This is a genomic window from Rufibacter tibetensis (assembly GCF_001310085.1).
Taxonomy (GTDB): Bacteria; Bacteroidota; Bacteroidia; order Cytophagales; family Hymenobacteraceae; genus Nibribacter; species Nibribacter tibetensis.
On sequence record NZ_CP012643.1, the window covers coordinates 1,639,231 to 1,663,944 of the forward strand.

A 24,714-nucleotide genomic window follows, 5' to 3' on the forward strand; every position below is an offset into this window, starting at 1 on the left:
CTGTTCCTCTTAGCTTCTACCTAACTAAGGCCAAAAGCGAGGCGCTCGATGGAAAGACTGGAACTGGGGGAAAGTAGCAGAAAAAGAATTGATACAAACCTGTAGAGATTAGGCACTGCCTTGTCTCTGCCACGCATTGCTGTACCCTGCAAAAGTGTATTCTTTTCATGGTTCAAGTCTTTGACTTGGACCCACCATGACCTGAAGTTTGCACCTTCAGTGGGGCGACAGCCCCAAAGGAGATACTGCAAAGAACAATAAAGGCAGTAGAAACAAATCTGCCTTTAACCAAAACTCCCCTCCATGGAGGGACAGGTTCGAACTCCTTCAAAGGCATTCCTGTCCGTCAACTAGCAGTATGAATGCGTACTGGAACAGACCAAATCCCACTTTGTCATCATGAAAGGACCTTGTGGCAAACCAGAATTCCGTCTCTCAAGCGCTGCTTTAGCTCGGCGGCAAAACCTTTCCTGGATAATAGAAAATGTACAACTGCACTACTATGCGGGCCTTTGTGCCTTAAGCTGTTTCAGGGCCGCTTTCCAGAAATCAGGTTAAAAGCTCTTTTTCAACTGCACGCCGCCATAATAGCTACGACCAGGTGCAGCTTGAAAATAACGGCCTCCGAAACCATTCAGGTCATTGCCCAGGCTGTAGTCTCTATCAGTGGCGTTGTCTACGCCCGTGTAAACATCCAGTTCCCAGCTGCCCAGGAACGTGCGGCGGAAACCTAGTCGTCCGCCAAAGAGGTAGTACTCTGAGGCGTACACGGTGTTGGCGTCATTCAAAGGAATGTCTGAGGTGTAGTTGGCGGTCGCGTGGAGGTAAAAGCCGGGCTTGGTATTGGCATCTAGGCCCAGGGTGAGAACGTGGCGGGGTGTACCGGTGAGCCTGTTGCCGGAGTAGTCATTCTCATCTGACTGGTACTCCTGAAAACGGAAATGGCTGAAAGCGTAAGTGCTCCAAAGACGCACCTGCCGCAGGGTTTGGGTAGGGGCTTGTACCACCGCATAGCCCAGCGCGGCTTCCATACCCTGCTGCCTGGTGGCTCCGGCGTTCAGGAACTCGTCCTGGTCTTGCGCGTTCGTGCGCACCACAATCGTCTCCTTCAGTTTAAACCAGAAACCCACCACGTCATAGGTGAGGCGGCGGTTCAACGCATTTCCCCTGATGCCTGCCTCGTAGTTCAGGCCTTTTTCGGGTTGCAGGGAGGTGTTAAAAGAACCGGTAGACGGACGGATCTCGGCATCTGTAGGCGGCGAGAAACCGGCGCTCACGCTGGCATGCGCGGAGAGCTGCGGCGTGATGACCTTGACCAGTCCGACACGCGGCGAAAACTGAGGATCCAGGTTTCGGCGTTGGGTGGGCACTGAACTGGCCATGGCCGCATCATACACGCGGGTTAACTGGTACTGCACTGAGTTCAGGCTGGCGCCCAGCGTTAAGATGAAATTGGCGGGTAGATCCACTTCGGCCTGGCCGAACACAAATCCCTGCTTCTGGACGATCTCATCGTCGAAGCGGAGCGTATCGGTTTGGCCTGCCTTGTTGTTGTAATGGCGCGAGTTCATGAAACTTCGGTAGCCCTCCACACCTAGCGTGAAGCGGGTGGGCAGACCGGCCAATGCGGTGCGGTACGTGGTTCGGCTACGGCCCCCAAAGGCTTGGTTTGTGTTGCGCTCATAGTCGGTGGGGAACGGATTGTCAAAAAAGCTGAAGACGCCAAAGACAGACGTGGTGTTGCTCCAGGCATCATTGAACCGGTAGGTGTGCACCAGTCCCAAATTCAGGGCACTTAAGTCAATGGAGGCTTGCTGGTCTTTGTTCAGTTGCCGGGCAGCGCGGGGATTCTGCTCAAATTGAGCTCGGGTAAGCGCTCCGGGCAGTTCATAGTACAAATCTGAATAATAACCGTGAAACGAGAAGGTCTGTTTCTCTGACGGATTCAGTTGGCCTGACACCAACAGGGTTTTCCGGTCCAGGGCACTGTGCTCACGATAGCCGTCTAGTTCCTGCCGATCATAGCGTACCAGGAAATTAGACTTCTCAGAACCTACTGCGGCAGAAACAAAAGCCCGGCGCAGCCCGAAAGAACCTACCAGCCCTCCGGCCGAAACACTGGTTTCGCCGGGAGCCGGACGAACTGTTTCCAGCAACACCGTTCCGCCTGTACCCGCGCCGTACGTATTTCCTGCTGGACCTTTAATAACTTCCACGCTGCCAATGGTGGCGGCATCCAGCAGGTTCAGGGGCAACGTGCTGTTGGCTTCCACCAGCGGGACCTCGTTGAGGTACACTTTCACATTGCGCACCCCAAACGGCGCGCGCAGGCTGCTGCCTCTAATGGAAAGCCGGTAACTTCCGGTGGCCCGCTCCTCCATGCGCACGCCCGGAATGGTGTTGAGCGCCGGCACTAGGGTAGTTTCACTGAATCGTTCCAGATCGCGCTTTTCCAACAAGCCAATGGACCCAGCGGTTTGCAACAGAGGTCTCCGGGTTTCATAGCCTCTTACGACTACTTCCTGTAGATTCACCGCCAGCGGCTGCAACAGAATCACCAGCTGTTTTCTGTTTTGAGGCACCACTAGCTTCTGTAACCGGTGGGTAGCGCGCTGCACCAACAAGGTATCAAACCGCGAAGCCAGCACTATCCTGAATTGCCCTGATGCATTGGTTAACACCTGGGTGCCGGTTACAGCATCACCCACCACGGCTCCTTCCAGCGGTTGCTGTGAACGGGCATCCAGCACACGTCCGTTTATGGTAACTTGTGCAAAAACAGGGAGAAAACAAAAAGAGAAAAGGAGAAGGAATAGGTATCTCATGAGAAGTAATCGCAAGGGGGAACGACCGTGTTCACCCGGAAAGAGCATATATTTTTAAAGGTCAAAACCCGTGCTGTGTAGAATGGAAAAGGAACCTATTCTGTACCTACCACAGCTCCCCGGTTTGCTTACGGGATTTGGTGCCAACAGACGGTACAAACCTATGAAAAAATACTGCTTCTACGCCGCTGAGTTAAAGGTCATGTTTTACAGCATCTCCCAATTTTCTTAAGAATATGGCAGTGATGGATTCGTAAATAGTAAAAAGTCAGCACGAAGGGAGAAAGAGCTGTCCTTTCGCCCATGACTTACCTCTTTTCGTACTAGGTATTCTAAGATCTAAATATGAAAGAAACCCTAAATATCCTGCTCGTTGCTTTTGTCCTGTTAACCGGCTGCCAATCTGCCGGCAATAAGATGCCCCAGAAATCTGGGAAAGCACCAGAGCATCCGTCTTACTTCAAGAACGTGTTGCAGGCCCATGGCGGTTTTGAAAGGTGGAACAAGTTAGGCTCGATGCAATTCCAACTCATGAGCAATGGTAAAACAGAAACGCAACTCATTGACCTAAAGAACCGCAAAGACCTTATCAAAGCCGACAACTACACAATAGGGTACGACGGCAAACAGGTGTGGGTGAGCCCTAATAAAGCGGCCTACCCGGGAAACTCCGCCCATTTCTACCACAACCTGTATTTCTATTTCTTTGCCATACCTTTTGTGCTCGCAGACCCGGGGGTAAACTACAGACAGTTATCAGACATCAGTTTAGCTGGACAGAATTACTCCGTAATTGAGGCCTCCTTCGGGCAGGGCATCGGCGATAGCCCCGAGGACAAATACCGGCTTCTGCTAGACCCCACCACCAACCGACTGGAGTGGCTGCTGTACACCGTGACGTACTTCAATGGGAAGCCGAGCGATAAATTCAATGCCTTGAAATATGAAGACTACCAGGAACACCAGGGCCTGCTCTTCCCTCAGAAACTGACCGGGTACAAATATGAGAATGGACAGATAGGCGAGGCACGCTATACTGTTAGTTTTAGCAACCTCCAACTAAAAGAGAAGCAGCCTGACCAGCGTCTCTTTGAGATGCCCGAAAAAGCCGAAGTGGACGCTGCCAAGAAGTAACCCTGCTTTTTCTTGTTTGCATTTGGTAACGCCCGAGTGTTAATCACTGAGCACTCCTGAAAACTATTATCAAGAGGCTATAGCAAAACTCCTTCCTCCTTCCAGCTTTAATGGCTCTGAAAGAGGAAGGAGTTTTTGCGTTCGTTTTGAGAAAAAACGCCTAAAACAGAAACGCCCTTTCGCGCGCTACACATTTTGAAATAGCTGCTATTCGTCTTTCATGTCCAAGATAGACTGGCGTTCCCTGTTTACCGTGAGCCGGGTGACATCGGGGCGGGAATAGTGGCCGGATACGTCAAAATTTTGCCGTTCCTCCAGTACCCGGTTAAAATCTAAGGTCTCTATGATGAGTCCTTCTTTCCCTGTTACGGGCTCAATGATCCACTCACCGTCTGGTCCGGCAATACAAGAGCCTCCATTAGCCAGCACCTCAGGGGAATTCTGAATAATCTTCTCCAGGTGCGGAGTGTCTGTTGGGAAGTCCTCAATCCGCATCAGCCCAGATACAGAAAGCACGAACGACCGGGACTCTTTTGCCATGAAGCGGGTGATGTCGATGGTGTTTCTGTCAGAACCAGGCCATACCGCCACGTGCAGGTTTTCACCTTGTCCATACAGCGCCGTTCTGGCCAGGGGCATCCAGTTTTCCCAGCAATTTAACCCGCCCACGCAGAACTGATTTAACGTGTGCACCCTCAGGCCGTTTCCGTCACCAGGCGACCAGGTCAACCGCTCTTCATAGGTGGGCTGCAGCTTACGGTGCACCGACTGGATCTCCCCTTTTTCGCTGATGTAGACCAAAGAGCAATACAGGCTATGTCCGCCCCTGTTTTTCCCGCGCTCAATGATCCCGAGGTAAACGGCGATGTTGTATTGTCTTGCCAGATCGCAGACCTCCTGCAGTTCTCCCGCCTCAATCTGCACTGCGTTTCTGACATAATGTGCGTGTATTTCCTTTTGCACCGAAGAGTTAAACTCCGCCCCGTTGGTCAGGGACAACCAAAAAGGATAGCCCGGTACAAGGCCTTCCCCAAAAACAACCAACCCACAGCCTTGCTCCCCTGCCTCTGTGACAGAAGCTTTCACTTTGTCCAGCGTTTTGGTTTTGTTTAACCACACTGGTGAAATCTGGGCTAGGGCTACTTTTAATGTGTTCATATTTTTGGTGTGTATTTTTTAAAACAGAGGTAAAGCATCTACAACAGAAAAGAAGCGGCCAGCTGTTCCAAATCTAAGGCTTTTGAGACCGCTTACCTGCTGCTAAAGCTCTTTATTTTTCAAGCTTGCAGAGCGTTTTATAAGGCCCTGATCAGGTCTACTGCATTTTCTATGTCCAAAGAAAGTCGTAACAGGTTATCCCTTGGGCCAATCGCTCCTGCTCAGGCAGATACGTATGAGCTGACCTGGCCGGCTGGCAGATGGTATTCTCCACCCCGTCCGGGTTGCTGGTGCCTGTTATGGACGCTACTAGTTTTTGCTTAACATGCGATGGCTGGTTAGTCTCTAAAGGTACGTTCTGCGGCGCTATTCTTCCACCTCTAACGTTACTTCTATTTCTACGGCTATTCCACCCGGCAAAGAGCCCATTCCTACGGCTGAGCGCACGTGCTTGCCTTTTTCGCCAAACACTTCCACCATCAAATCTGAAAAGCCATTGATCACCTTAGGATGATCAATGAAATCTGCGGTGGCGTTCACCATGCCCAGTACCCTTACAATCCGCTTCACTTTGCCTAGCTCGCCAAGGGCCTGCTTTATGGTAGCCAGAACGCATGTTCCCACCCGTTGGGCCGCCTGATATCCTTGCTCCACCGTCAGGTCCTGGCCTAGTTTGCCAATATCAACCGCAGACGGAGCCCCACAATAGCCGTGTCCTGACAGGAACAACAGATTCCCTGACTGCACATGGGTCACATAGTTGGCAATGGGTTGCACAGGCTGCGGAAGCTCTATGCCAAGTTCTTCTAGTCGTTGTTCTGGTGTAGTCATGCTTGACAGATAGCTGTGAATGCCTATATTAGGTCTTTTACGAAAAGAAAGAAAAAACCAACTAGGTGTTATTAGATAGCGGCTTGGCTACAGGGTGCACCGTTATACCGTCACTGCAATTTGGAACAGTGTTCAATCAATGAATGCTACTGTCGCTACTCCAAAATACCCGTTCCGTTAGCACCAAATACTAATGTTCTTTGAAAGAGTACATCAAAGAAGTTCCTACCTTTAGAGAATATGAGTGATGCATCAAATCTTTGTTTGTCCTGTGGACTCTGTTGTGAGGGTACCGTGATTGGTTTTGTACAGGTTGGTCGTGAAGAATTGCCTTTATTAAGAGACTTGATAGATGTTGAGAATACCACCGGAGATGGTTTTTTTCTTCAACCCTGTAAAAAATACTGTGATGGCTGCACTATCTATGCTAGAAGGCCAAAGCAATGTGCCAAATTCGAGTGCGGACTCCTAAAATCCCTCGACCAAAAGAAATTGAGTTTTGATTCGGCTATTGAGGTAGTCAAGGAGGTTAAACAACTAAAAACTACCATAGAGAGCAAGATAGCATTACTACAAATTGAACTACATTCTCAATCGTTTTACTTTCAAATGATTGAATTGAACAAGTTGTTACAGAAAAATACTTCTGAACTAGCATTCACGCAAGATCAGTTAAACTTGATAGCTGACCTCAAGCAACTTGACAGTTTGCTGTTAAAAGAATTTGGCGACTCCATGTTTTAAGTATTTGAATCAACTTTTGTAAATCAAAACTACACATCGTGGCAAAGCAAAATCAAAAGGAGTTACCACCAGCAGAGCGTGAAGAAATGCTCAGCCTGTTAAAAGCCCGTTTTGAGAAAAACGTGAACCGCCATAGAGGTCTTGCATGGGCTGATGTGCAAGCAAAGTTGGAAGCGAACCCTGAAAAACTGTGGTCGCTCCAGGAGATGGATAAAACCGGCGGCGAGCCAGACGTGGTGGGGTATGATGACAAAACCGGCGAGTACCTCTTTTACGACTGCTCAGCAGAAAGCCCCAAAGGCCGCAGAAGTGTTTGCTACGACAAAGAGGCTCTAGAGGCAAGGAAAGAAAACAAACCTAAGAATAGCGCCACGGCTCTGGCGGCAGACATGGGCATTTCGCTTCTAACGGAAGAAGAATACCGGAATCTGCAGGAATTTGGGAAGTATGACACCAAAACATCTAGTTGGGTGCATACCCCGGCTGCCATCAGAAAACTTGGGGGAGCTATCTTCTGTGATCGTCGGTACGGCCATGTTTTCTTGTACCACAACGGAGCGGATTCTTACTATGCAGCAAGAGGGTTCCGGGGCTCACTTAGGGTCTAATTTTTCAAAACCAATTTGCAGAATGGCTAAGCTCTTTAAGGGAATGAACATACAAAGGATGCTTTCCTTACTTCTACTTGCCTTCATTATACAAACCCAACCCGTACTTGCCCAAGGGAACATCCCCCATTTACAGAAAATAGGCGATAAACAGCAGTTGGTGGTCAATGGCAAGCCTTTCCTGATGCTGGCAGGTGAGCTGGGTAACTCCACCGCGAGCACCATGGAATCTATGGTACCTGTTTGGCCCAGGTTAAAAGAGTTAAACCTGAACACCGTGTTGGTACCGGTCTACTGGGAACTGCTGGAGCCGGAAGAAGGCAAATTTGAATACCAACTGGTAGAAGACTTGATTAAGGAAGCCCGGAAGCACGATTTAAAACTAGTGCTTCTTTGGTTTGGTGCCTGGAAGAACAGCATGTCCAGCCACGCCCCTGCCTGGGTAAAAGTAAACCAGAAACGGTTCCCGAGGGCCAAAAGCCAGTCTGGGGAAAGTCAGGAGATTCTTACCCCTTTTTCCGAAAACAACCTCAAAGCAGACCTCAATGCGTATCAACAGTTATTGCGGCAGACCAAGAAAGTAAATGCCGCCCACCAGACGGTCATTCTCATGCAGCCTGAAAATGAGATCGGGATGCTGCCCTCGGCCAGAGATTATCATCCGGCGGCCAATCAGAAATTCAAGGAGGAGGTCCCGCAGGAGTTGATGAGCTATCTGGTCAAAAATAAGAAGAACCTCAACCCCGAGTTTTCTGCCGTCTGGCAGAAAACCGGCTATAAAGCCAAAGGCACCTGGGAAGAGGTGTTCGGCAAAGGCCTACCTACCGATGAGATCTTTATGGCCTACTATTTCGCCCGGTACACCGACCAAGTGACGGCTGCCGGAAAGAAGGAATACGCCTTGCCCGCCTTTGTCAACGCCGCCTTGAACCGCCCGAACGCCAAGCCCGGAGAATATCCCAGCGCCGGACCGCTTCCGCATATTTTGGACGTCTGGAAAGCCGGTTCTCCTCACATTGATTTCTATTCCCCTGACTTTTATAACCCGCAATTCAAGCAATGGAGCGACCTGTATGTACGGCAGGGCAACCCTTTGTTCGTGCCAGAGCATAAGTTTGATAACACCATTGCCGCGAAAGCGTTGTTCGCCATCGGGCATTATGAAGCACTGGGCTTCTCGCCATTTTCCATAGAGCAGGTACCGGGTACTCCCTTGAATGCCATGGAGCAAAAATTGTCAAAAGTGTATGACGTCCTGCATCAAATCAAACCGCTCTTGGATAAGAACAGAGGGCAGCACCGCATAGAGGGCGTGCTGCTAGACAAGGAAGTAAAGGAAGCCACTATTGTCTTAGGCGATTATGAATTCACCGCGGGCCACACCTTCAATTTAGGCTGGGAGCCGAACGCCAAAGCAGAGGAATGGGAACCCGCCGGCGCCATCCTCATCCAGACAGGAGACAACGAGTTCTATTATGCCGGCTTTGGGGTATCGCTGAAGATGAAAAACCTGAAGAACCCCAAAGCTCGCGTAGGAATCCTGAAAACCGATCGTGGTGCTTTCAAAGACGGCAAGTGGACCGTCTACCAACACTTAAACGGAGACCAGACCCACCAGGGAAGACACATCCGCTCGTTTGTAGATGATGTGTCTATTCAGCGGTTCACCCTGTATGAGTATGAGTAAGTAGGCCTGCTGAAGTTTAACCTGAGAGTACAGTGCATTTCACTCTGGTATACAAGGTGTATGACCGTAGTTGTTATCTTTATTTAGTAGTTAGAGCAGATAAACATAATGAAGCTTTTAACATTAATTTTTCTCCTACTTCATTTTCAAACTTTCGCATGTGATTGTGAACCACCTCCAGTTGCATTAGATTTTTTAAGATCCAAATATGTTTTTTTCGGTTCAATAACAGAAAAAAACATAGCTGAAGACTCTCTTACATATACAGTCACTTTTAGAATTGATAAACACTACAAGAAGAATGGGAGTGATCCTAAGTTTTTAGATTTTACCCTTCCATTAAAATCACAGTTCTCTACATGTGGCTCCAATGCGAATAAAGATGGAAAATGGCTAGTGTATGCTTATGAAAGAGGAGCTGAAATTTCCTTTTATACTTATTGCTCTAATTCAAAGCGTTACCGTGCTTTGGAAAATATAGACGAACAAGAGCTTTCGTTATTGGAACAGGGGAATGAAATAGACATTAATGAAATTATCTTCGAAAGAGCCTTAATCAAGTCAGCTTATGAAGAATTTGAAGGAGCTGAACCAAAAACTCAGGCAAGCAGCCTTCTGATGCAGGTAAAGCCTAAATATTACAAAGGCCTTGCAAAGACACATTTGGAAAGAGCTATAATCTATATCAATAAAGATGGTGAAATAACAAACATAGTTATTCCTGATAAGTCTTTAAAATATGAATCGGAGATGAAATATGATTTTATACATCTTAAGTATAAGCCAGCTGACACTTTAACCAAACTTCAAAAAGGCATTGTAAAGGTGCTGAAGCAAGGAGAACCATGGAAACCTGCAAGGTATAATGGGAAAACTGTGAATTCACGAGTGTTTGTTAGAATAACATTTGATATAAATGGGAGGCTCATAATCTCTGATCTATATTAAATTTTCTAACCACACCTATACGCCAGCTGCGCCGCTGTATAGCCAAGTCCGTTAGATTTAAAGATCAATCTAACTTCAAGCGATTGCCTCTTCTCACATTTAGAGCCTTAAAACCCAAAACAATGAATAAAATCCTTTACGCTTTATTATTCATTTTCCTGATTGCCTCCTCCTTCCAGCAACCGCCTACAGGTAAGAAAGACAAGAAGGCCCCGGCTATCATTAATTCCTCGGCAAAAGCGCGTGTAGATGCCACCTTGAAGAGCTTTGTGGATTCAGGCAAAATTGCGGGTGTATCGGCGTTGATCTTTGAGAAGAACAAAGAGGTCTACCACAATGCTTTTGGGTATGCCGACCGCGAAGCCAAGGCGAAGATGGACCGGAACACCATTGTGCGCATCTACTCCATGACCAAACCGGTGACCGGAGTAGCGCTCATGAAACTCTATGAAAAGGGCGCGTTCCAGTTGGATGACCCGCTTTCAAAATTCATTCCTGAATTTGCCGACATGAAAGTCTACAAGGGATTGGATGCTTCGGGTAACCTGATTTTGGAGCCGCTCAAACGTCCCATCACCGTCCGGGATATTACGCGCCATACGGCAGGGTTCGCGACCACTACCGACCTTCCGGGTATACGTGACGTGTTGCAGAAGGCAGATCTTTCCAACCCGAACAACACGCTGGAGCAGATGGTGAAAAAACTCGCCAGCCTGCCGCTTCTGTTTCAGCCCGGCGAGCAGTGGTCGTACGGACCATCGGTAGACGTGCAGGCCTATCTGGTGGAGCGCCTCTCCGGCAAACCGTTTGCCCAATACCTGCAGGAAAACATCTTTACCCCACTCGGCATGACCAACACCCGGTACGTGGTGGCGCCCGGCGATAGAAAAAGGTTTGCCGCTACCTACCGCAAAAGCGTAGAGGGCCAGCTAGCCCGCATCCCCGATGCCGACAATCTTTTCAACACCAAAGAATTTGCCTTGACTCCGGGCGGCTGGGGCCTCACTTCTACCTTGGATGATTACATGAAGTTCGCCCGCATGCTGGTGAACGAGGGTACCCTGGGCAAAGCCAAAATCCTGAAACCCGAAACTATCAAACTGATGGCCACGAACCATTTGTCTGACAGTGTGACCCAACGTATGTGGCTGCCCAGCAAAGGCCAGGTAGGTTTCGGGATTGATTTCGCAGTACGTTTGCATCCACCCGCTACAAAAGAGGAAAACAACGGCGTGGTGGGTGAATTCTTCTGGGATGGCGCGGCCAGCACCTTGTTCTGGGTGGACCCGGTCAATGACCTTACCGCCGTCTTGTTTGTGCAGGTGTTCCCATTTGACGGCAAACTGCACAAGAGTTTCCGGGATGCCGTTTATGGTCCGTTTATGCCAAACTAAGCTTAAAACGCCCAGCAGAAACAGGAGGTATCGTCTTAATGAAGCATAGGCAGCAAGCCCAATTTCAGCGCCCGTAACTTATCGTTCCTCTAGGCTTTGGCGTAGCTAAAATGGTGCTATATTTAGAGAGAATAGACCCGCTTCTATGCCGCTACGTTACTCTCTCCATTTCTTGCGCTGTACCCTTGTGTTGCTCTCCATGGCGCTACTGTCGTTTTCGGCTTCGGCTAGGCAGAGTCGGGCAAAAATAGCGGCCGAGATTGAGCAGTCCATGCGCAGCAAATTGCTAAACGTGTGGTACCCTAGAAGCATAGATAAGCAATATGGAGGGTTCCTGAGTTCGTTCACGTATGACTGGCAGCCCACCGGCTCGCAGGACAAAATGATTGTGACCCAGGCGCGTCACACCTGGTCCAACGCCATTGCTTCCCAACTTTATCCTAAAGAAGCACATTACAAAACCGGCGCCCGGCATGGGTTCACATTCCTCAGAGATGTGCTCTGGGACAAACAACACGGTGGCTTTCACACACTGGTTAACCGGCAAGGCCAGGTGATTCGCCGCGGTTTTGCCGAGAAAGAAGCCTATGGGAATGCCTTCGCCCTGTATGCCTTGTCGGCCTACTATAAAGCTACCGGTGACAAAGAGGCATTGGCACTGGCGCAGGAAACGTTTCGGTGGTTAGAGAAGCACAGCCATGACCCGGTCCACAAAGGGTATTTCCAGCACCTGAAACTGGACGGAACGCCCATTGTACGGTTTGACACCATCTCCTCCACATCAGATTTGGGCTACAAAGACCAGAATACGTCTATCCATTTACTGGAGGCTTTCACCGAACTCTACCAGATCTGGCCCGACCCACTGGTGCGTGAACGGCTCCAAGAAATGCTTTTCCTCATCCGGGACAAAATCACTACACGGCAAGGGTACATGGTGCTGTTTTTCCAACCCGACTGGACGCCTGTCTCCTTCCGGGACACAGACCGGGAAACCATTCTGCGGCACCGCTACCTGGACCATGTTTCCTTCGGTCACGATGTGGAGACCGCTTACCTTCTGCTGGAGGCGTCACATGTGTTGGGCTTGAAGAATGATACCACCACGTTGCGGGTAGCCAAACGGATGGTTGACCATTCCCTGCGCAATGGCTGGGATGCAGAGAAAGGCGGCTTTTACGAGGAAGGCTATTACTTCAAAGGAGACGCGAACCTCACCATCACCAAGGATGCTAAAAACTGGTGGTCCCAAGCCGAGGGGCTCAACACACTCCTCCTCATGGCCGATCTTTTCCCGAAAGACGAGATGCAGTATTACCAGAAATTCGAAACCCTCTGGCGTTATATTTCCACCTACCTGATTGACCAGGAACATGGCGGTTGGTACGCGGGCGGACTGGACAAAGAACCCAATCAGAAGACGGCCCTGAAAGGGCATATCTGGAAAGGCAACTACCACCAGCTCCGCGCCATGGCCAATTGCGTAGCGCGTTTAAAGCACGAAAACCATAAAACACCTCACAAACAATAATAGCTACCCTACCAGTATGAGAAAAACCTTACTCTTTTCTTTCCTGATTCTCAGCCTGCAATGCTTGGGCCAGGGCTTTGCGCCGGTGAACCCGAATGCTACGCCCGAGGCTAAAAAGCTGCTTGCCTATTTGTACGAAATCAACGGCAAGCACCTCTTGTCTGGGCAGCATAACTACAATGAGACTCCTGATAAATTCTCAGCAATGGTGGTAGACCGTACCGGTAAACAACCCGCTATCTGGGGAACCGATTTCATTTGGCGGGGAGCCCAAGACTCGGGTCAGGAAATTGTAAAAGAAGCCATTCAAAAACACCAGCAAGGCCATATTGTAACGCTCATGTGGCACGCTGGTCGTCCCATTGACACGGCACCTTTCCGCTGGAAAGAAAGTATTCAGGGGGAACTTACTGACCAGCAATGGAAAGAACTGACCACTCCCGGCACCGCGCTGCACAAAATTTGGCTAGCGCAGGTAGACCAAACCGCCGAGCACCTGAAGCAGCTGCAGGCCGCCAACGTACCCGTGCTCTGGCGACCTTACCATGAAATGAACGGCGTTTGGTTTTGGTGGGGCGATAAGAAGGGGAAAGACGGCTACCAGAAACTCTGGACCATGCTCTACGACCGCTACACCAATCACCACAAGCTCAACAACCTGCTCTGGGTCTGGAACGCCAACACCCCGCGTGACATCCCCAAAGACGAAGCCTTCGCCTACCACCTCTACTACCCCGGCGCTAAGTATGTGGATATTCTGGCCACCGATGTCTACAACTTCGATTATGAGCAAAAAGACTACAACGAGCTGCTGGCCCTGGCCAAAGGCAAACTGATCACCCTGGGCGAAGTAGGCGAACTTCCCAAAGCCGAGATCCTGCAGGTACAGCCCAAGTGGTCCTGGTTTATGGTATGGGCCAACTGGATTGAAACCCACAACACCCCGGAGCGGGTGAAAGAAGTCTATAACTTGCCCCAGACCTTGACCTTGGATGAACTAGCAGCTACTAAAAAGTAAGCCTCGGGTAAAGGTAACAAGGGTTCTCTCTCTTGACGAGAATGAATACTTACGCCTTGGTGAAAGCCTGCGTTTACGCACCAATTTTCAGAAAACAAACCCAAAACGAACCTTCTAAAAATCAATGATCAAAAAACTTCTCAAAAGAGCCTCCTGCCTGACAGCTATGGCGGTGCTGGCCCTGCAAGCGCCCGATGATGCATTGGCCCAAGCAAACAACACAGGTAGCTTAAGACTAAACGAACTGGAATACCTGGAGATGCCGGGCCTGAACGTGATGCTGGCCCACGACTTCTACCCCGAGAGCCACCAAGGTGGCGTAGGCATCATCCAGAACGGCCTACGCATTGGCACTAACGGAGATCTTCGCCTGGAGCCCACGCCCGGTCAATGGCAACCGGTACCCAAAGTAGGTCCGCGCATGGTGGACAAAGCCACCCAGACCATCAGCGTGCGGATGCAATACCCAGACCCGGACAAAAACCGCAAAGGCTTTAACCCCATCATCTACCCCGACCTGAATTTCGCCTACGAGGTGAAGGTGCGGCCCGAGGGCAAGAACTTCCGGATCATTGTGGATTTAGACCAGCCCCTGCCTGATGCCTGGATTGGCAAGGTAGGGTTCAACTTCGAGCTGTTTCCGGGCATCTTGTTCGGGAAGAGCTATTACATGGACCAACAGTTCGGCATTTTTCCGCGGCAGTTGAACGGTCCTGGTTTTTACGATGCCTCTAAAGAATACCAGACCACCCCGCTGGCGACCGGTCAGCAGCTGACCATCGTGCCCGAAGATCCTCGGCAGACGCTCACTATTCAGAACGTCACTGGTGAAGGGCTGCAGTTGATTGACGGCCGGGCGCAGCACAACAACGGTTGGTTTGTGGTAAGATCGTTGGTAAAGAAAGGTGCTTCAAAAGGGGCTGTTGAATGGCTTGTGTCGCCTAATGCCATCGTTGGATGGAAATATGATCCGGTGGTACAGATCTCGCAGGTGGGCTACCATCCTAAGCAGCAGAAAGTAGCCGTTATTGAACTAGACAAAACCGAAACGCAGCGCCATCCGGTGGCTTTGTACCGCATCAAGGAAACCGGTGGGTTGGAGAAAGTGCTGGAAACGCAGCCAAAAGAATGGGGCAAGTTCCTACGCTACCATTACCTGCAGTTTGACTTCACCAAGGTGGAGCAGCCGGGTATGTACAAAGTGCAGTACGGCACCTATGAAACCAGTCCGTTCCAGATCAGCGACCAGGTGTACAAACGGCACGTGTGGCAGTCGGTGATTGAGACGTTTTTGCCGGTGCAGATGTGCCACATGCGCGTGAACGACCGCTACAAAGTCTGGCACGACGCCTGCCACCTAGATGATGCCCGCATGGCGCCCCTCAACCACAACCATTTTGACGGCTATCTCTCCGGCCCCAGCACGTTAACCAAATTCCAACCGGGTGAGCACGTGCCTAACCTGGCCGTAGGTGGCTGGCACGATGCCGGCGACTATGACATGCGCGTGGAATCCTTGGCGGATGAGATCCGGATTTTATCGCTTGCTTTTGAGGAATTCAAAGTAAAATACGACAACACCAGCATCGACCAGAAACTGAAAATAGCTGAGCTGCACCGTCCTGACGGGAAGAACGATATCTTACAGCAAGTAGAACATGGTGCGCTTTCCATAGTGGCCGGTTACCGCAACTTGGGCAGACTGTACCGCGGCATCATTGAGCCGTCGTTGCGCCAATACACCTTGCTGGGCGAAGCCTCTACCCAAACCGATGAAGTAGTATTTGACCAAGCCAAAGCACCTAACCCGCTCCCGGAGATTGGGCAGAAAGGCGCCCCGGATGACCGTTGGGTGTTCACCGAGGAAAACCCTGGCCGCGAACTGCAGGTCGCTTCCTGCCTGGCCGTTGCGTCACGGGCTTTGAAAGGCTACAATGATTCTCTATCTACCCACTGCCTGCAGATTGCCCAAGAACTGTGGGACCGCACCAAAGAGAAAGACAAGATGCAGCGCGTGAATGCCGCCGCCGAGTTGTTCCTTTCTACCAAGGACAAGAAGTACGCCAACTGGCTCGTAGACAACACGCAAGACATCACCAAAAACATCGGCCGCACGGGTTGGGTGATTGGCCGCACTTTGCCGCTCATCAAAGACAAAAAATACATAGCAGCGGTACTAGCGGCGGTGGCCAGCCACAAGAAAACCGTAGAAGAACAGGAAAAGAAGACACCGTACGGCATGCCGTATGAGCCAGACATCTGGGGCGCCGGTTGGGGCATCCAGAACTTCGGGGTACAGCAGTATTTCTTGCATGCCTCCTACCCCACCATCTTCCCGAAAACCTACATGCTGCACGCCATGAACTTCGTACTAGGCGTGCACCCGGGTTCCAATGTTTCTTCCTTCGCTTCAGGCGTGGGTGCCAAATCCCTGACTACCGCCTACGGCACCAACCGTGATGAGTGGTCGTACATTCCGGGCGGTGTAGGTTCCGGCACGGCCTTAATCCGCCCAGACTTCCCGGAGTTGCTGCACTGGCCGTACCTCTGGCAACAAACCGAATACGTGATCGGCGGCGGTTCCTCCGATTACATGTTCCTGATTCTGGCCGCAGACCATTTGCTGAGCAAGTAACCTTCACCTCATCCTAAAAACAGAAAAGCCCGGAGACACACCTTCGGGCTTTTCTGTTTTTGGGCTGGTTCTGAAAATACAAGCCCAAAACGCTACATCATTTGAAGCTCATCCTTCTAAATGATTATTGATAATTTAGCTTCGGTATAAAACCATTTTATTGCCATCTCTCTCCTCTACCACTCGCAAAGTTGTTTTGAATGCCTTTCAATAAAACTGGTGCAGAAACTACTTCGGGTTCTACTACTTACTTGTAGGTAATTCATAAAATATTAGGAATCAGTATCTTATTATTTATTTACAAAAAAGTATATTCAATAATAAATTCAAATCTGATAACCGAGACAGGAAAACTCACCAACCCCATCAGCAGTTTTCCCGTCAGGCATTTTCCTTTGACTTATCCTAGTTTATACAGGCAATAGTAGAAAACTGCATTTTGAAAGAGTAGGCACTAAACCTTATCTGCATGAAAAAGATATTCCTTGCTTTGATCTTGCTTACTCTGGTTAATACTTGTTACAGCCAGACGCCTGTCCTACCTAATCAAGAAACCCCCAAAGGCACGAAAGAATATTACCTGCATAAAAGCAAAGCAAACAAGACCAGAGGCTTGATTCTCACCGCCGGAGGAGCTTTGCTTATAGGAACTGCTTTTTATATAGCTGTTGATGAGTCACTTGAGAGTTTAGGTACCTTGGGGCAGGACGAGTACGACAATACTATACCAGACATACTAGCCTACACAGGCTTAGGAGCAGTCATTGGGGGTACCATCTCCTTGATTTCCGCTAGCCACAAGAAAAAAAAAGCAAGGTCTTTAGCAATTATCCAACAACAGGTTCCCCTACCCTTACAAGGAACTTCAATGACCAAAGCAGTACCAACAGTGGGTATAAAATTTCATTTTTAAAGTCTCAGCCTTGCAGCAAACAGCCTAAAACAGAGAAGACAAAAACTACATTTTAAACCATTGAAGCTGATGAAGACGAAAAGCCTCCTATTTCTACTGTTCCTGCTTTTGGTAAAAACCACCACCTTCAGCCAGGTAGCCCCTCCTCCTCCTGCCAAAGATTATGCAAAAAGAGCTACTTCTCTCACTACGGCAGGGGTGCTTTCCCTCATTGGGGGTGCTCTGTTAGGAGTGGCTAGTGCAGTTACGTTTGAGTTTGGAGTTACTGAGAAAGTTAACAACAACGATTCCGCCATACTGGGAGTGGCCAGTTTAAGCGCTCTGATAGGAGGTACTTGCCTGCTCATTGCGGGCAAACACAACCGAAAAAAAGCTAAGTCTATTAAGCTAAAACAGGGACAAACCTTCTTGCCAAACCAAGGGAGTTTGATGAGTAAGGCTGTCCCAACAATAGGTGTGCAAATAGCTTTTTGAAACGGCATATGCTGATACCTGCTGAATGAAAAATGTAGCGCTAAACACAGTAGCCATGAAAACGATCCTTCTTTCAATAGTACTTCTGCTTTTTTCAACAACTGCCTACTGCCAGGTAAAGCTCAACTCCACTACCCAAGATAGTCTCACTCCCTCCCAAGAACAACTGCTAGCCGAAAGTAAGAGCCAGAAGAGAACCGGGTTGATTCTATTAATGGGAGGTATTGGCTTAGTAATCGCCGGAGGCGCCACCTATGAACCTAATATCAATGCTTTCGGGGCGGCTCAATTTGAGGAGAAGGATAACACACTTCCTGCAGTACTCGCAGTAGCTGGCCTATTTTCCATCATTGGAGGTGCGGTTCAACTAGTTACCGCGAAAGAAAGTAAGAAAAAGGCTTTATCTGTATTCATACATCCTGAAAGAGTACCTGTTCCTCACACAAAAGGGTATTTGACAACAGATGTAGCTCCAACAGTAGGCCTGCAGATTACTTTTTAAATTGGCAGAACCATGCTTATGCGAGTCAGTTCAAGCTAGAGTTGGTGATGTAAGAACTTAGCCCTAAAAGATGAAAGCTATGAAAATGATGTTACTCTCTCTTACTTTTTTCCTTTCAACAGCAGCTTCTTATAGCCAGGTAAAGACGGATAGCACTACCCAAGGCATTTCTATTTCTTCTCAAAAACTCCTTTTAGATCAAAGTAAGTCTCAAAAGAAAGCTGGCAAGATTCTTTTTTGGGGAGGGATTGGCTTGCTGGTTACTGGAGTCGCTACCTATGAGGTTCCCTTTTATCCCTTGGGTCGCCCGGCTGTGGAAGAGGAGGTAGACAACACATTTCCCATAGTGTTGATGGTCACAGGTGTACTCTCTTCAGTGATAGGCGTGGTTCAAATAACTGCTGCAAAACGTAGTAAGGCAAAGGCTTTGTCTATGGTCATCCACCAGAAAAGAATTTCTGTCATTCAACAAGGTGCTTTCACGTCAAAGCCAGCTCCGGCACTAGGCCTACAGGTTACTTTCTGAATCAGCAGAACTACGCGTATGCGAGTCAACTCAGGTTAGAATTGGTCATCAAAGAACTCAACCCCAAATGATGAATGCCATGAGAGCGATCTTTCTTTCCGTAGTACTTCTGAGTCTGTCAATAACTTCTTACAGCCAAGGCGTTGTAGAAAAAACATATTCTCAAGACTATTACTTACAAAAGAGTAAGTCTCAAAAGAAGGTTGGCTGGATTCTTACAGGAGGCGGTCTTGGTCTAGCAGTTGCCGGTTTCATTACAATGACGGCGCATAATCCCCTGTGGAATCCTAAGCAGCCCCAAACGACTATTGGATCTACCATGACAGTAGTGGGGTTAGCCTCCACGTTGGCAGGAGTGTTCCCCCTTATTTCTGCCGGATCTTATAAACGCAAAGCCAAGTCAGTAGTAATTGGACATACCTATACCTTACCTCAACCAGGGACGGCAGTCACTAAAGCCGTTCCAGGGGTAAGCCTGCAGATTGCCTTTTGAAGCGAATAGCGCAAGAAGGTTTCCAAGCAGGATCAAACTTTTTACTCCAACAACTACACTGAGCCAATTCATATGAAAACAACTATCCTCTTCCTATTACTGGCATTGCTGGCTACTACCTCCTTCAGCCAGGTATACACCTCCCCCACGCCCGTACGAGAGTCTACTTCCCTTTCAAAAGAAGAGTATCTAAAGAAAAGCAGAGACCAAAGAACTGCGGGCGTGATCTTACTAGTAGGAGGAGTAGGGCTACTGGGTGGTGGCTTTGTGTCATTTATAGGTGAAGCATTAGATGGAACTGGCGGCGGAGGAAGCAATGGCGGTCATTCAGGTTTATTTATTGGGGGTAGTGTTGTTTCGTTTGTTCTTGGAGGTGTCTGCCTTGTTTCTGCCAAACGCAATAAGAAGAATGCAATGTCCTTGACGGCTGGTCGTGCGCAATTTCCCCAGCTTACATCAAAGAATTTCCATACACAGTCAGTGCCAACGCTGGGCTTTAAAGTTTCTTTTTAAAGCGGAAACTCCTTCTATTGGCAACTACTAAGAGCCTTGAAACACACCGGTATGCCCGAACAAAACCGGAATGAGGCTGTTACGATAACACACCTCCGTTCAAAGGGAGAATCTATCTGCAGCCACCATGAAAATCTTACTTACCGGTACTACGGGGTACATTGGGCAAAGCCTGCTTCCGGCGCTGCTGAAAGACGGCCATGAAGTGGTATGCTGCGTGCGGGACAAAAACCGGTTTGACCCAAGTAAATACACGACAGGCAAACTGCAGGTTATTGAGGTAGATTTCCTGGAACAGGATTCTCTGGCGGCCATTCCAGATGACATTGACGCCGCGTATTACCTTATCCATTCCATGTCGGCGGAGGGGGAAGATTTTGAGAAGCTGGAAAAGACCACGGCGCTCCATTTCAGGGATAGAATTCAGAAAACGGCCGCTAAACAGGTCATCTACCTGGGGGGCATCACCAATGACCAGAAGCTGTCCAAGCACCTGCACTCCAGAAAAGTAGTAGAGGAAGTTCTTGCTTCGGGCACTTACCACCTCACTACCTTGCGGGCCGGCATCATTCTGGGTTCGGGCAGCGCGTCTTTTGAAATCATGCGTGATCTGGTAGAGAAACTGCCCGTTATGATTACCCCCAAGTGGCTCAACACCAAATCGCAGCCCATCGCCATCCGGAACGTGATTGAGTACCTAGCCGGGGTGCTAGGCAAAGAGGAATTGTATGACCAAAGCTTTGATATTGGCGGGCCCGATGTGCTCACCTACAAGGAAATGCTGTTGGGGTTTGCCAAAGTGCGGGGCTTGAAACGGACCATTCTCATTGTGCCGGTCATGACACCCAAGCTTTCCTCCTATTGGCTTTATTTCGTCACTTCCACCTCATACACCCTGGCTACCAACCTGGTGCAGAGCATGCGCGTGGAAGTGGTGTGCAAAGACAACCGGCTTAAAGAAATTCTGGGTGTCACGTTGCTGCCGTATGACACCGCCATTAAACTAGCCTTTGACCGCATCCAGAACGAGGGCGTAATTGCCAGTTGGAAAGATGCGTTGTCCAGCAACGTCCTGAACGAAGGCATCTCTAAACTGCTCACTGTGCCCACCTTCGGGTGTTTCACAGACAAACGACAGGCCGAGGTAACCCAGGTAGAAAAATCGGTGCACAAGATCTGGTCTATTGGCGGCGAGAACGGGTGGTATTACGCCAACTGGCTTTGGAAACTGCGCGGGTTTATTGATAAGCTGTTTGGTGGTGTAGGCCTTCGGCGCGGCCGGAAAAATAGCACCATGATCCATGCCGGCGAATCGCTGGATTTTTGGCGCGTCCTCTACGCCGACAAAGAAGAAAAACGCCTGCTCCTCTACGCTGAAATGAAGTTACCCGGCGAGGCCTGGCTGGAGTTCAAGATCATTGGGCAGACGCTTTACCAGACCGCCACCTTCCGTCCGCTTGGGTTGTGGGGCCGCCTGTACTGGTACTCAGTGCTGCCATTTCATGCCTTTATTTTCAGTAACATGCTCAAACGGATTTCCTCCTGAACAGCATAGTTTCTGCCCGTTTGTAGACCGTTTTTCAATTTCTAGGCCCAAAACAAGAAGTCCTTCTGATAACCTGAAAGCCTCAACAGGAAAACAACTCCACAAGTCTTCGGTTAACAGATGAAATACACCGTTAGACAATAGACTCAGTGGCAAATGCCTGGTGAATAGCAGAAGGATAAGATGGAGAAAGTGATTTTAGTGGCAGGCGGTACCGGGAATCTGGGCGAAAGAATTATTCATTTCCTTCTTAAAAACGGAGCTCAGGTGCGGGCCATTGTTCGCGCCAGCAGTGACGCCAGAAAAGTAGAAAGACTCCGGAAACTGGGTGTAGAGGTTATGCAGGTGAATATGAACAGCGTGGCCGAAATCACTAAAGCCTGCCAGGATGTTTCTTGTGTGGTATCTGCCCTGTCAGGCTTGCGTGAAGTCATTGTTGACACCCAGAAAGTCTTGCTGGATGCCGCCGTAGCAGCCGAAGTTCCCCGGTTCATTCCCTCAGACTTCTCGCTGGATTTCACCAAGCTTGCTGTTGAGGAAAACCGGAACCTGGGCTTGCGGAAAGAATTTCACCAGTACCTGAACAAGGCACCTATCATTGCCACTACCATCTTCAACGGTGCCTTCGCTGATATGCTGACCGGCCAGATGCCATTGGTGCTCTTTAAATTTAAACGGGTACTGTACTGGGGCAACGCCGACCAGCGCATGGACTTTACCACCATGGACAACACCGCGGCATTCACCGCACGGGCTGCGTTGGATGACGCCGCCCCGCGCTACCTCAGAATTGCCGGAGACCAATTAAGCGCCCGCGAGATCAGGGAAGTGGCAAGCCAGGTTACGGGAGAAAAGTATGGCCTGCTCCGTCCCGGCGGGTTGGGGTTATTGGGTATGATGATCAAAGTGGCCCGTACCGTAGCTCCTGGAGGAGAGGAAATCTACCCCGCCTGGCAAGGCATGCAGTACATGCACAACATGCTGGATGGTCGCGGCCATCTGCACAAACTAGACAACCAGCGCTACCCAGATCTGCGGTGGACCACTGTACGGGACGTGCTTTCAGCACACCTGGCAACTGCCTGAGCCAACCTCCTAACCACTCAAATTTCTATTTCTGCTCCGGGTACAGGATGGCGTAACTCACGTCCTGAAAATACCTTGAAAGGTAACGGGGCACCACGTTGAACTCGGGTCTGTATGAAACGGTGTGCGGTCTACCCAGCACCACGGTGAACAAATCGTTTTTGGTGATGTCTTTGGCCAGAGATGGAAAATCATCCCAGTTCTCATACAGTTCATAGCTGATGTTCACCGTGTAGCGGTCCTGGTTCTGCACGAAGGTCTCTAAGGTCTGCAACGTGCCTTTAGCCCCTAAAATGCGGATTCTGGCGCCTGCCCCTTTGGCTAATTGCAGAATGGTGTTCACCCAGTACGGGAACCCAGCTTCGCGTTCAGAGTTTTTAGGCACCACCACAATAATGGTTTGCAGGGTGTTCAGTGGCTCACAGAACTTGCAGAAGATGGTCTGCACAGTGGTGTGGTTTACCACCCGGTTCAGGATGCTGCCCCAAAACCATTCGCGGGTGCTTAACTTGCCGTTCCAGGCCATGACCACCTCTGTAATGCGCAGTTCCCTTACCGCCCTGATGATCCCGTTCCCCACGTTGATATCTACCCGGTACACTGGACGAATTACATCCGGATCTTCGGTTACCTCATGAATTACGGAGGCCACATCGCGCTGGTGCAGCTTGATTTTATCCTCGGGGTTATGATGTTCTGAAACCACCACCAGGGGCAGTAACGGTTCGGCGGCAATTGGATTCTTGATGAGCAACGAAAAGTCCAGAAGCCGTTTCAGGTGCTCCATGTTATCTACCGGAATCAGGATACGTTCATCGCCCTCGGTGCCTTCCGGTACTTTATCGGCCATGGCAATGGCAATTTTCCTACCCGCTTTTTCGGCCACGATGCTACTGATGAGGCAGGAAACCAAAATCAGGAGAATGGTCCCGTTCAAGGCTCTTTCGTCCAGAATTTTCAGGTTATACCCAATCAAGACTACCGCAATGGTGGCCGCCGCATGGGCACTGCTCATTCCAAAAATCAATCTCCGTTCATCAGCATCAAATCCGTAGATCTTTTGGGTACAAAAAGCCGCCAGCCATTTCCCGGCAAACGAAATCACGATGATTACGGCCGCTACAAACAAGGCCTCGGGGCCTTCCAGCAGCACCCGCACGTCTACCAGCATGCCCACGCTGATGAGGAAAAACGGGATAAACAAAGTGTTGCCCACAAACTCGGTGCGGTGCATCAGCGGCGAGGCTTTGGGAATAAGTTGGTTTAAGGCTAAACCAGCCAAAAACGCTCCAATAATAGGCTCGGCTCCGGCCACGTGCGCCAAGAACCCAGATAAAAACACCACCGCCAAAACAAACAGGTATTGGGCATTTCCCTCGCCCTCCAGGGCCCTGAAAAACCAACGGCTTATGCGGGGCACGCCCCAAAGCACCACAAACACGAAGACCGCCAGAGAAGCCACAAACTGCACCCAAAACAAAGGCGACAAATCTGGTTTCTGGAGATTGGTGACTACGGCCAGAATAATCAGCACGGCCGCATCAGTGATGATGGTACCGCCCAGAATAAGGGTCACCGTTCGGTGCTGCGTAATGCCCAAGCGCCCGATGATGGGGTACGCCACCAGCGTATGCGTGGAGAACATACTGGCCAGCAGGAAAGACGAAAGCAGGCTGTACCCCAGAATATAGTGCGCCCCAAGAAAACCCAGAATAAGTGGGATGATGAAGGTGAGCGTTCCAAAGACAATGCTCTTGTTTTTGTTCTCCCGGAAATCGTCCATGTCCATTTCCAGACCGGCCAGGAACATGATGTAGAGCAACCCGATGGTACTGAACAGCACCACGCTTTCATCGCGCTCCAGCACGCCCAACCCATGCGGCCCCAGCAACACGCCAGACAAGATGAGGCCCAGAATACCCGGGATTCCCATTTTGTTGAACAGCATGGGAGAAAACAAAATCACCAGCAAGATGACCGCGAAAACTAAAACCGGGTCCTGAATAGGAAGACTGAACAGGGACAGGGATGATAAGACCATTATGGTATAAGGAAAAGGATACACTAGGTACGGCGCATCTGAACGGATGTTCCTGCCTTCCTTTGCCCTTACTTGATACAGGGTAACTAGTTTTGGCATTGGCCCTG

21 protein-coding genes are annotated in these 24,714 nt (G+C 49.7%); 17 read left to right on the top strand and 4 right to left on the bottom strand.

What is annotated here, in order from left to right; translation table 11 throughout:
* Positions 1-554: 554 nt before the first annotated feature.
* Positions 555-2,825: a TonB-dependent receptor domain-containing protein gene (locus DC20_RS06335; RefSeq protein WP_071885389.1), complete on the bottom strand. Its 2,271-nt coding sequence runs from the start codon at positions 2,823-2,825 to the stop codon at positions 555-557.
* A 345-nt stretch (positions 2,826-3,170) separates the two neighbouring features.
* On the opposite strand from DC20_RS06335, the gene DC20_RS06340 reads away from it, so the two are divergent.
* The gene (locus tag DC20_RS06340; RefSeq protein ID WP_062543056.1) at positions 3,171-3,959 is read left to right on the top strand and encodes a DUF6503 family protein; all 789 of its coding nucleotides are present in this window, start codon (positions 3,171-3,173) and stop codon (positions 3,957-3,959) included.
* 207 nt (positions 3,960-4,166) lie between these two features.
* Here DC20_RS06340 and DC20_RS06345 read toward each other — a convergent pair whose 3' ends face one another.
* Both DC20_RS06345 and DC20_RS06350 read right to left on the bottom strand, forming a co-directional pair.
* Positions 4,167-5,117 carry a carbon-nitrogen hydrolase family protein gene (locus tag DC20_RS06345; protein WP_062543057.1) on the bottom strand — a complete coding sequence of 317 codons (951 nt, stop codon included), beginning with the start codon at positions 5,115-5,117 and terminating at the stop codon, positions 4,167-4,169.
* A gap of 366 nt (positions 5,118-5,483) precedes the next feature.
* Positions 5,484-5,948 (bottom strand): RidA family protein, encoded by a 465-nt coding sequence (locus DC20_RS06350; RefSeq protein ID WP_062543058.1) that lies wholly within the window; start codon positions 5,946-5,948, stop codon positions 5,484-5,486.
* 240 nt (positions 5,949-6,188) lie between these two features.
* Between DC20_RS06350 and DC20_RS06355 the strand changes: the two genes are divergently transcribed.
* The 16 genes from DC20_RS06355 (at position 6,189) to DC20_RS06430 (ending at position 22,566) form a co-directional block, all read left to right on the top strand.
* On the top strand, positions 6,189-6,692 hold the full coding sequence (locus DC20_RS06355; protein ID WP_062543059.1) for a YkgJ family cysteine cluster protein: 504 nt from the start codon (positions 6,189-6,191) through the stop codon (positions 6,690-6,692).
* A gap of 86 nt (positions 6,693-6,778) precedes the next feature.
* Positions 6,779-7,300, top strand: a complete 522-nt coding sequence (locus tag DC20_RS06360; RefSeq protein ID WP_062543060.1) for a DUF4256 domain-containing protein — start codon at positions 6,779-6,781, stop codon at positions 7,298-7,300.
* A gap of 22 nt (positions 7,301-7,322) precedes the next feature.
* Positions 7,323-8,987: a GH35 family beta-galactosidase gene (locus DC20_RS06365; RefSeq protein ID WP_245652309.1), complete on the top strand. Its 1,665-nt coding sequence runs from the start codon at positions 7,323-7,325 to the stop codon at positions 8,985-8,987.
* 108 nt (positions 8,988-9,095) lie between these two features.
* The gene (locus tag DC20_RS06370; RefSeq protein ID WP_062543061.1) at positions 9,096-9,935 is read left to right on the top strand and encodes a hypothetical protein; all 840 of its coding nucleotides are present in this window, start codon (positions 9,096-9,098) and stop codon (positions 9,933-9,935) included.
* Positions 9,936-10,057: 122 nt separating this feature from the next.
* Complete coding sequence (locus DC20_RS06375) at positions 10,058-11,329, top strand: serine hydrolase domain-containing protein (protein WP_062543062.1); 1,272 nt, start codon at positions 10,058-10,060, stop codon at positions 11,327-11,329.
* A 145-nt stretch (positions 11,330-11,474) separates the two neighbouring features.
* Positions 11,475-12,860: an AGE family epimerase/isomerase gene (locus DC20_RS06380; protein ID WP_062543063.1), complete on the top strand. Its 1,386-nt coding sequence runs from the start codon at positions 11,475-11,477 to the stop codon at positions 12,858-12,860.
* 16 nt (positions 12,861-12,876) lie between these two features.
* Positions 12,877-13,878, top strand: a complete 1,002-nt coding sequence (locus DC20_RS06385; protein ID WP_062543064.1) for a glycosyl hydrolase — start codon at positions 12,877-12,879, stop codon at positions 13,876-13,878.
* Positions 13,879-14,002: 124 nt separating this feature from the next.
* Positions 14,003-16,513 (top strand): glycoside hydrolase family 9 protein, encoded by a 2,511-nt coding sequence (locus DC20_RS06390; RefSeq protein WP_062543065.1) that lies wholly within the window; start codon positions 14,003-14,005, stop codon positions 16,511-16,513.
* Between the two features lie 469 nt (positions 16,514-16,982).
* Positions 16,983-17,426 (top strand): hypothetical protein, encoded by a 444-nt coding sequence (locus DC20_RS06395; protein ID WP_062543066.1) that lies wholly within the window; start codon positions 16,983-16,985, stop codon positions 17,424-17,426.
* Between the two features lie 69 nt (positions 17,427-17,495).
* Positions 17,496-17,900 (top strand): hypothetical protein, encoded by a 405-nt coding sequence (locus tag DC20_RS06400; protein WP_062543067.1) that lies wholly within the window; start codon positions 17,496-17,498, stop codon positions 17,898-17,900.
* Positions 17,901-17,955: 55 nt separating this feature from the next.
* On the top strand, positions 17,956-18,402 hold the full coding sequence (locus DC20_RS06405) for a hypothetical protein (protein WP_157593070.1): 447 nt from the start codon (positions 17,956-17,958) through the stop codon (positions 18,400-18,402).
* Between the two features lie 79 nt (positions 18,403-18,481).
* Positions 18,482-18,928: a hypothetical protein gene (locus DC20_RS06410; RefSeq protein WP_169788167.1), complete on the top strand. Its 447-nt coding sequence runs from the start codon at positions 18,482-18,484 to the stop codon at positions 18,926-18,928.
* A gap of 259 nt (positions 18,929-19,187) precedes the next feature.
* Positions 19,188-19,421, top strand: a complete 234-nt coding sequence (locus DC20_RS22815; protein WP_157593072.1) for a hypothetical protein — start codon at positions 19,188-19,190, stop codon at positions 19,419-19,421.
* 72 nt (positions 19,422-19,493) lie between these two features.
* On the top strand, positions 19,494-19,934 hold the full coding sequence (locus DC20_RS06420; RefSeq protein WP_062543071.1) for a hypothetical protein: 441 nt from the start codon (positions 19,494-19,496) through the stop codon (positions 19,932-19,934).
* Between the two features lie 127 nt (positions 19,935-20,061).
* Positions 20,062-21,480 (top strand): SDR family oxidoreductase, encoded by a 1,419-nt coding sequence (locus DC20_RS06425; RefSeq protein ID WP_062543072.1) that lies wholly within the window; start codon positions 20,062-20,064, stop codon positions 21,478-21,480.
* Positions 21,481-21,663: 183 nt separating this feature from the next.
* Positions 21,664-22,566 carry an NmrA family NAD(P)-binding protein gene (locus DC20_RS06430; RefSeq protein WP_062543073.1) on the top strand — a complete coding sequence of 301 codons (903 nt, stop codon included), beginning with the start codon at positions 21,664-21,666 and terminating at the stop codon, positions 22,564-22,566.
* A gap of 25 nt (positions 22,567-22,591) precedes the next feature.
* Here DC20_RS06430 and DC20_RS06435 read toward each other — a convergent pair whose 3' ends face one another.
* Positions 22,592-24,607 (bottom strand): cation:proton antiporter domain-containing protein, encoded by a 2,016-nt coding sequence (locus tag DC20_RS06435; RefSeq protein WP_071885565.1) that lies wholly within the window; start codon positions 24,605-24,607, stop codon positions 22,592-22,594.
* Between the last annotated feature and the right edge of the window lie 107 nt (positions 24,608-24,714).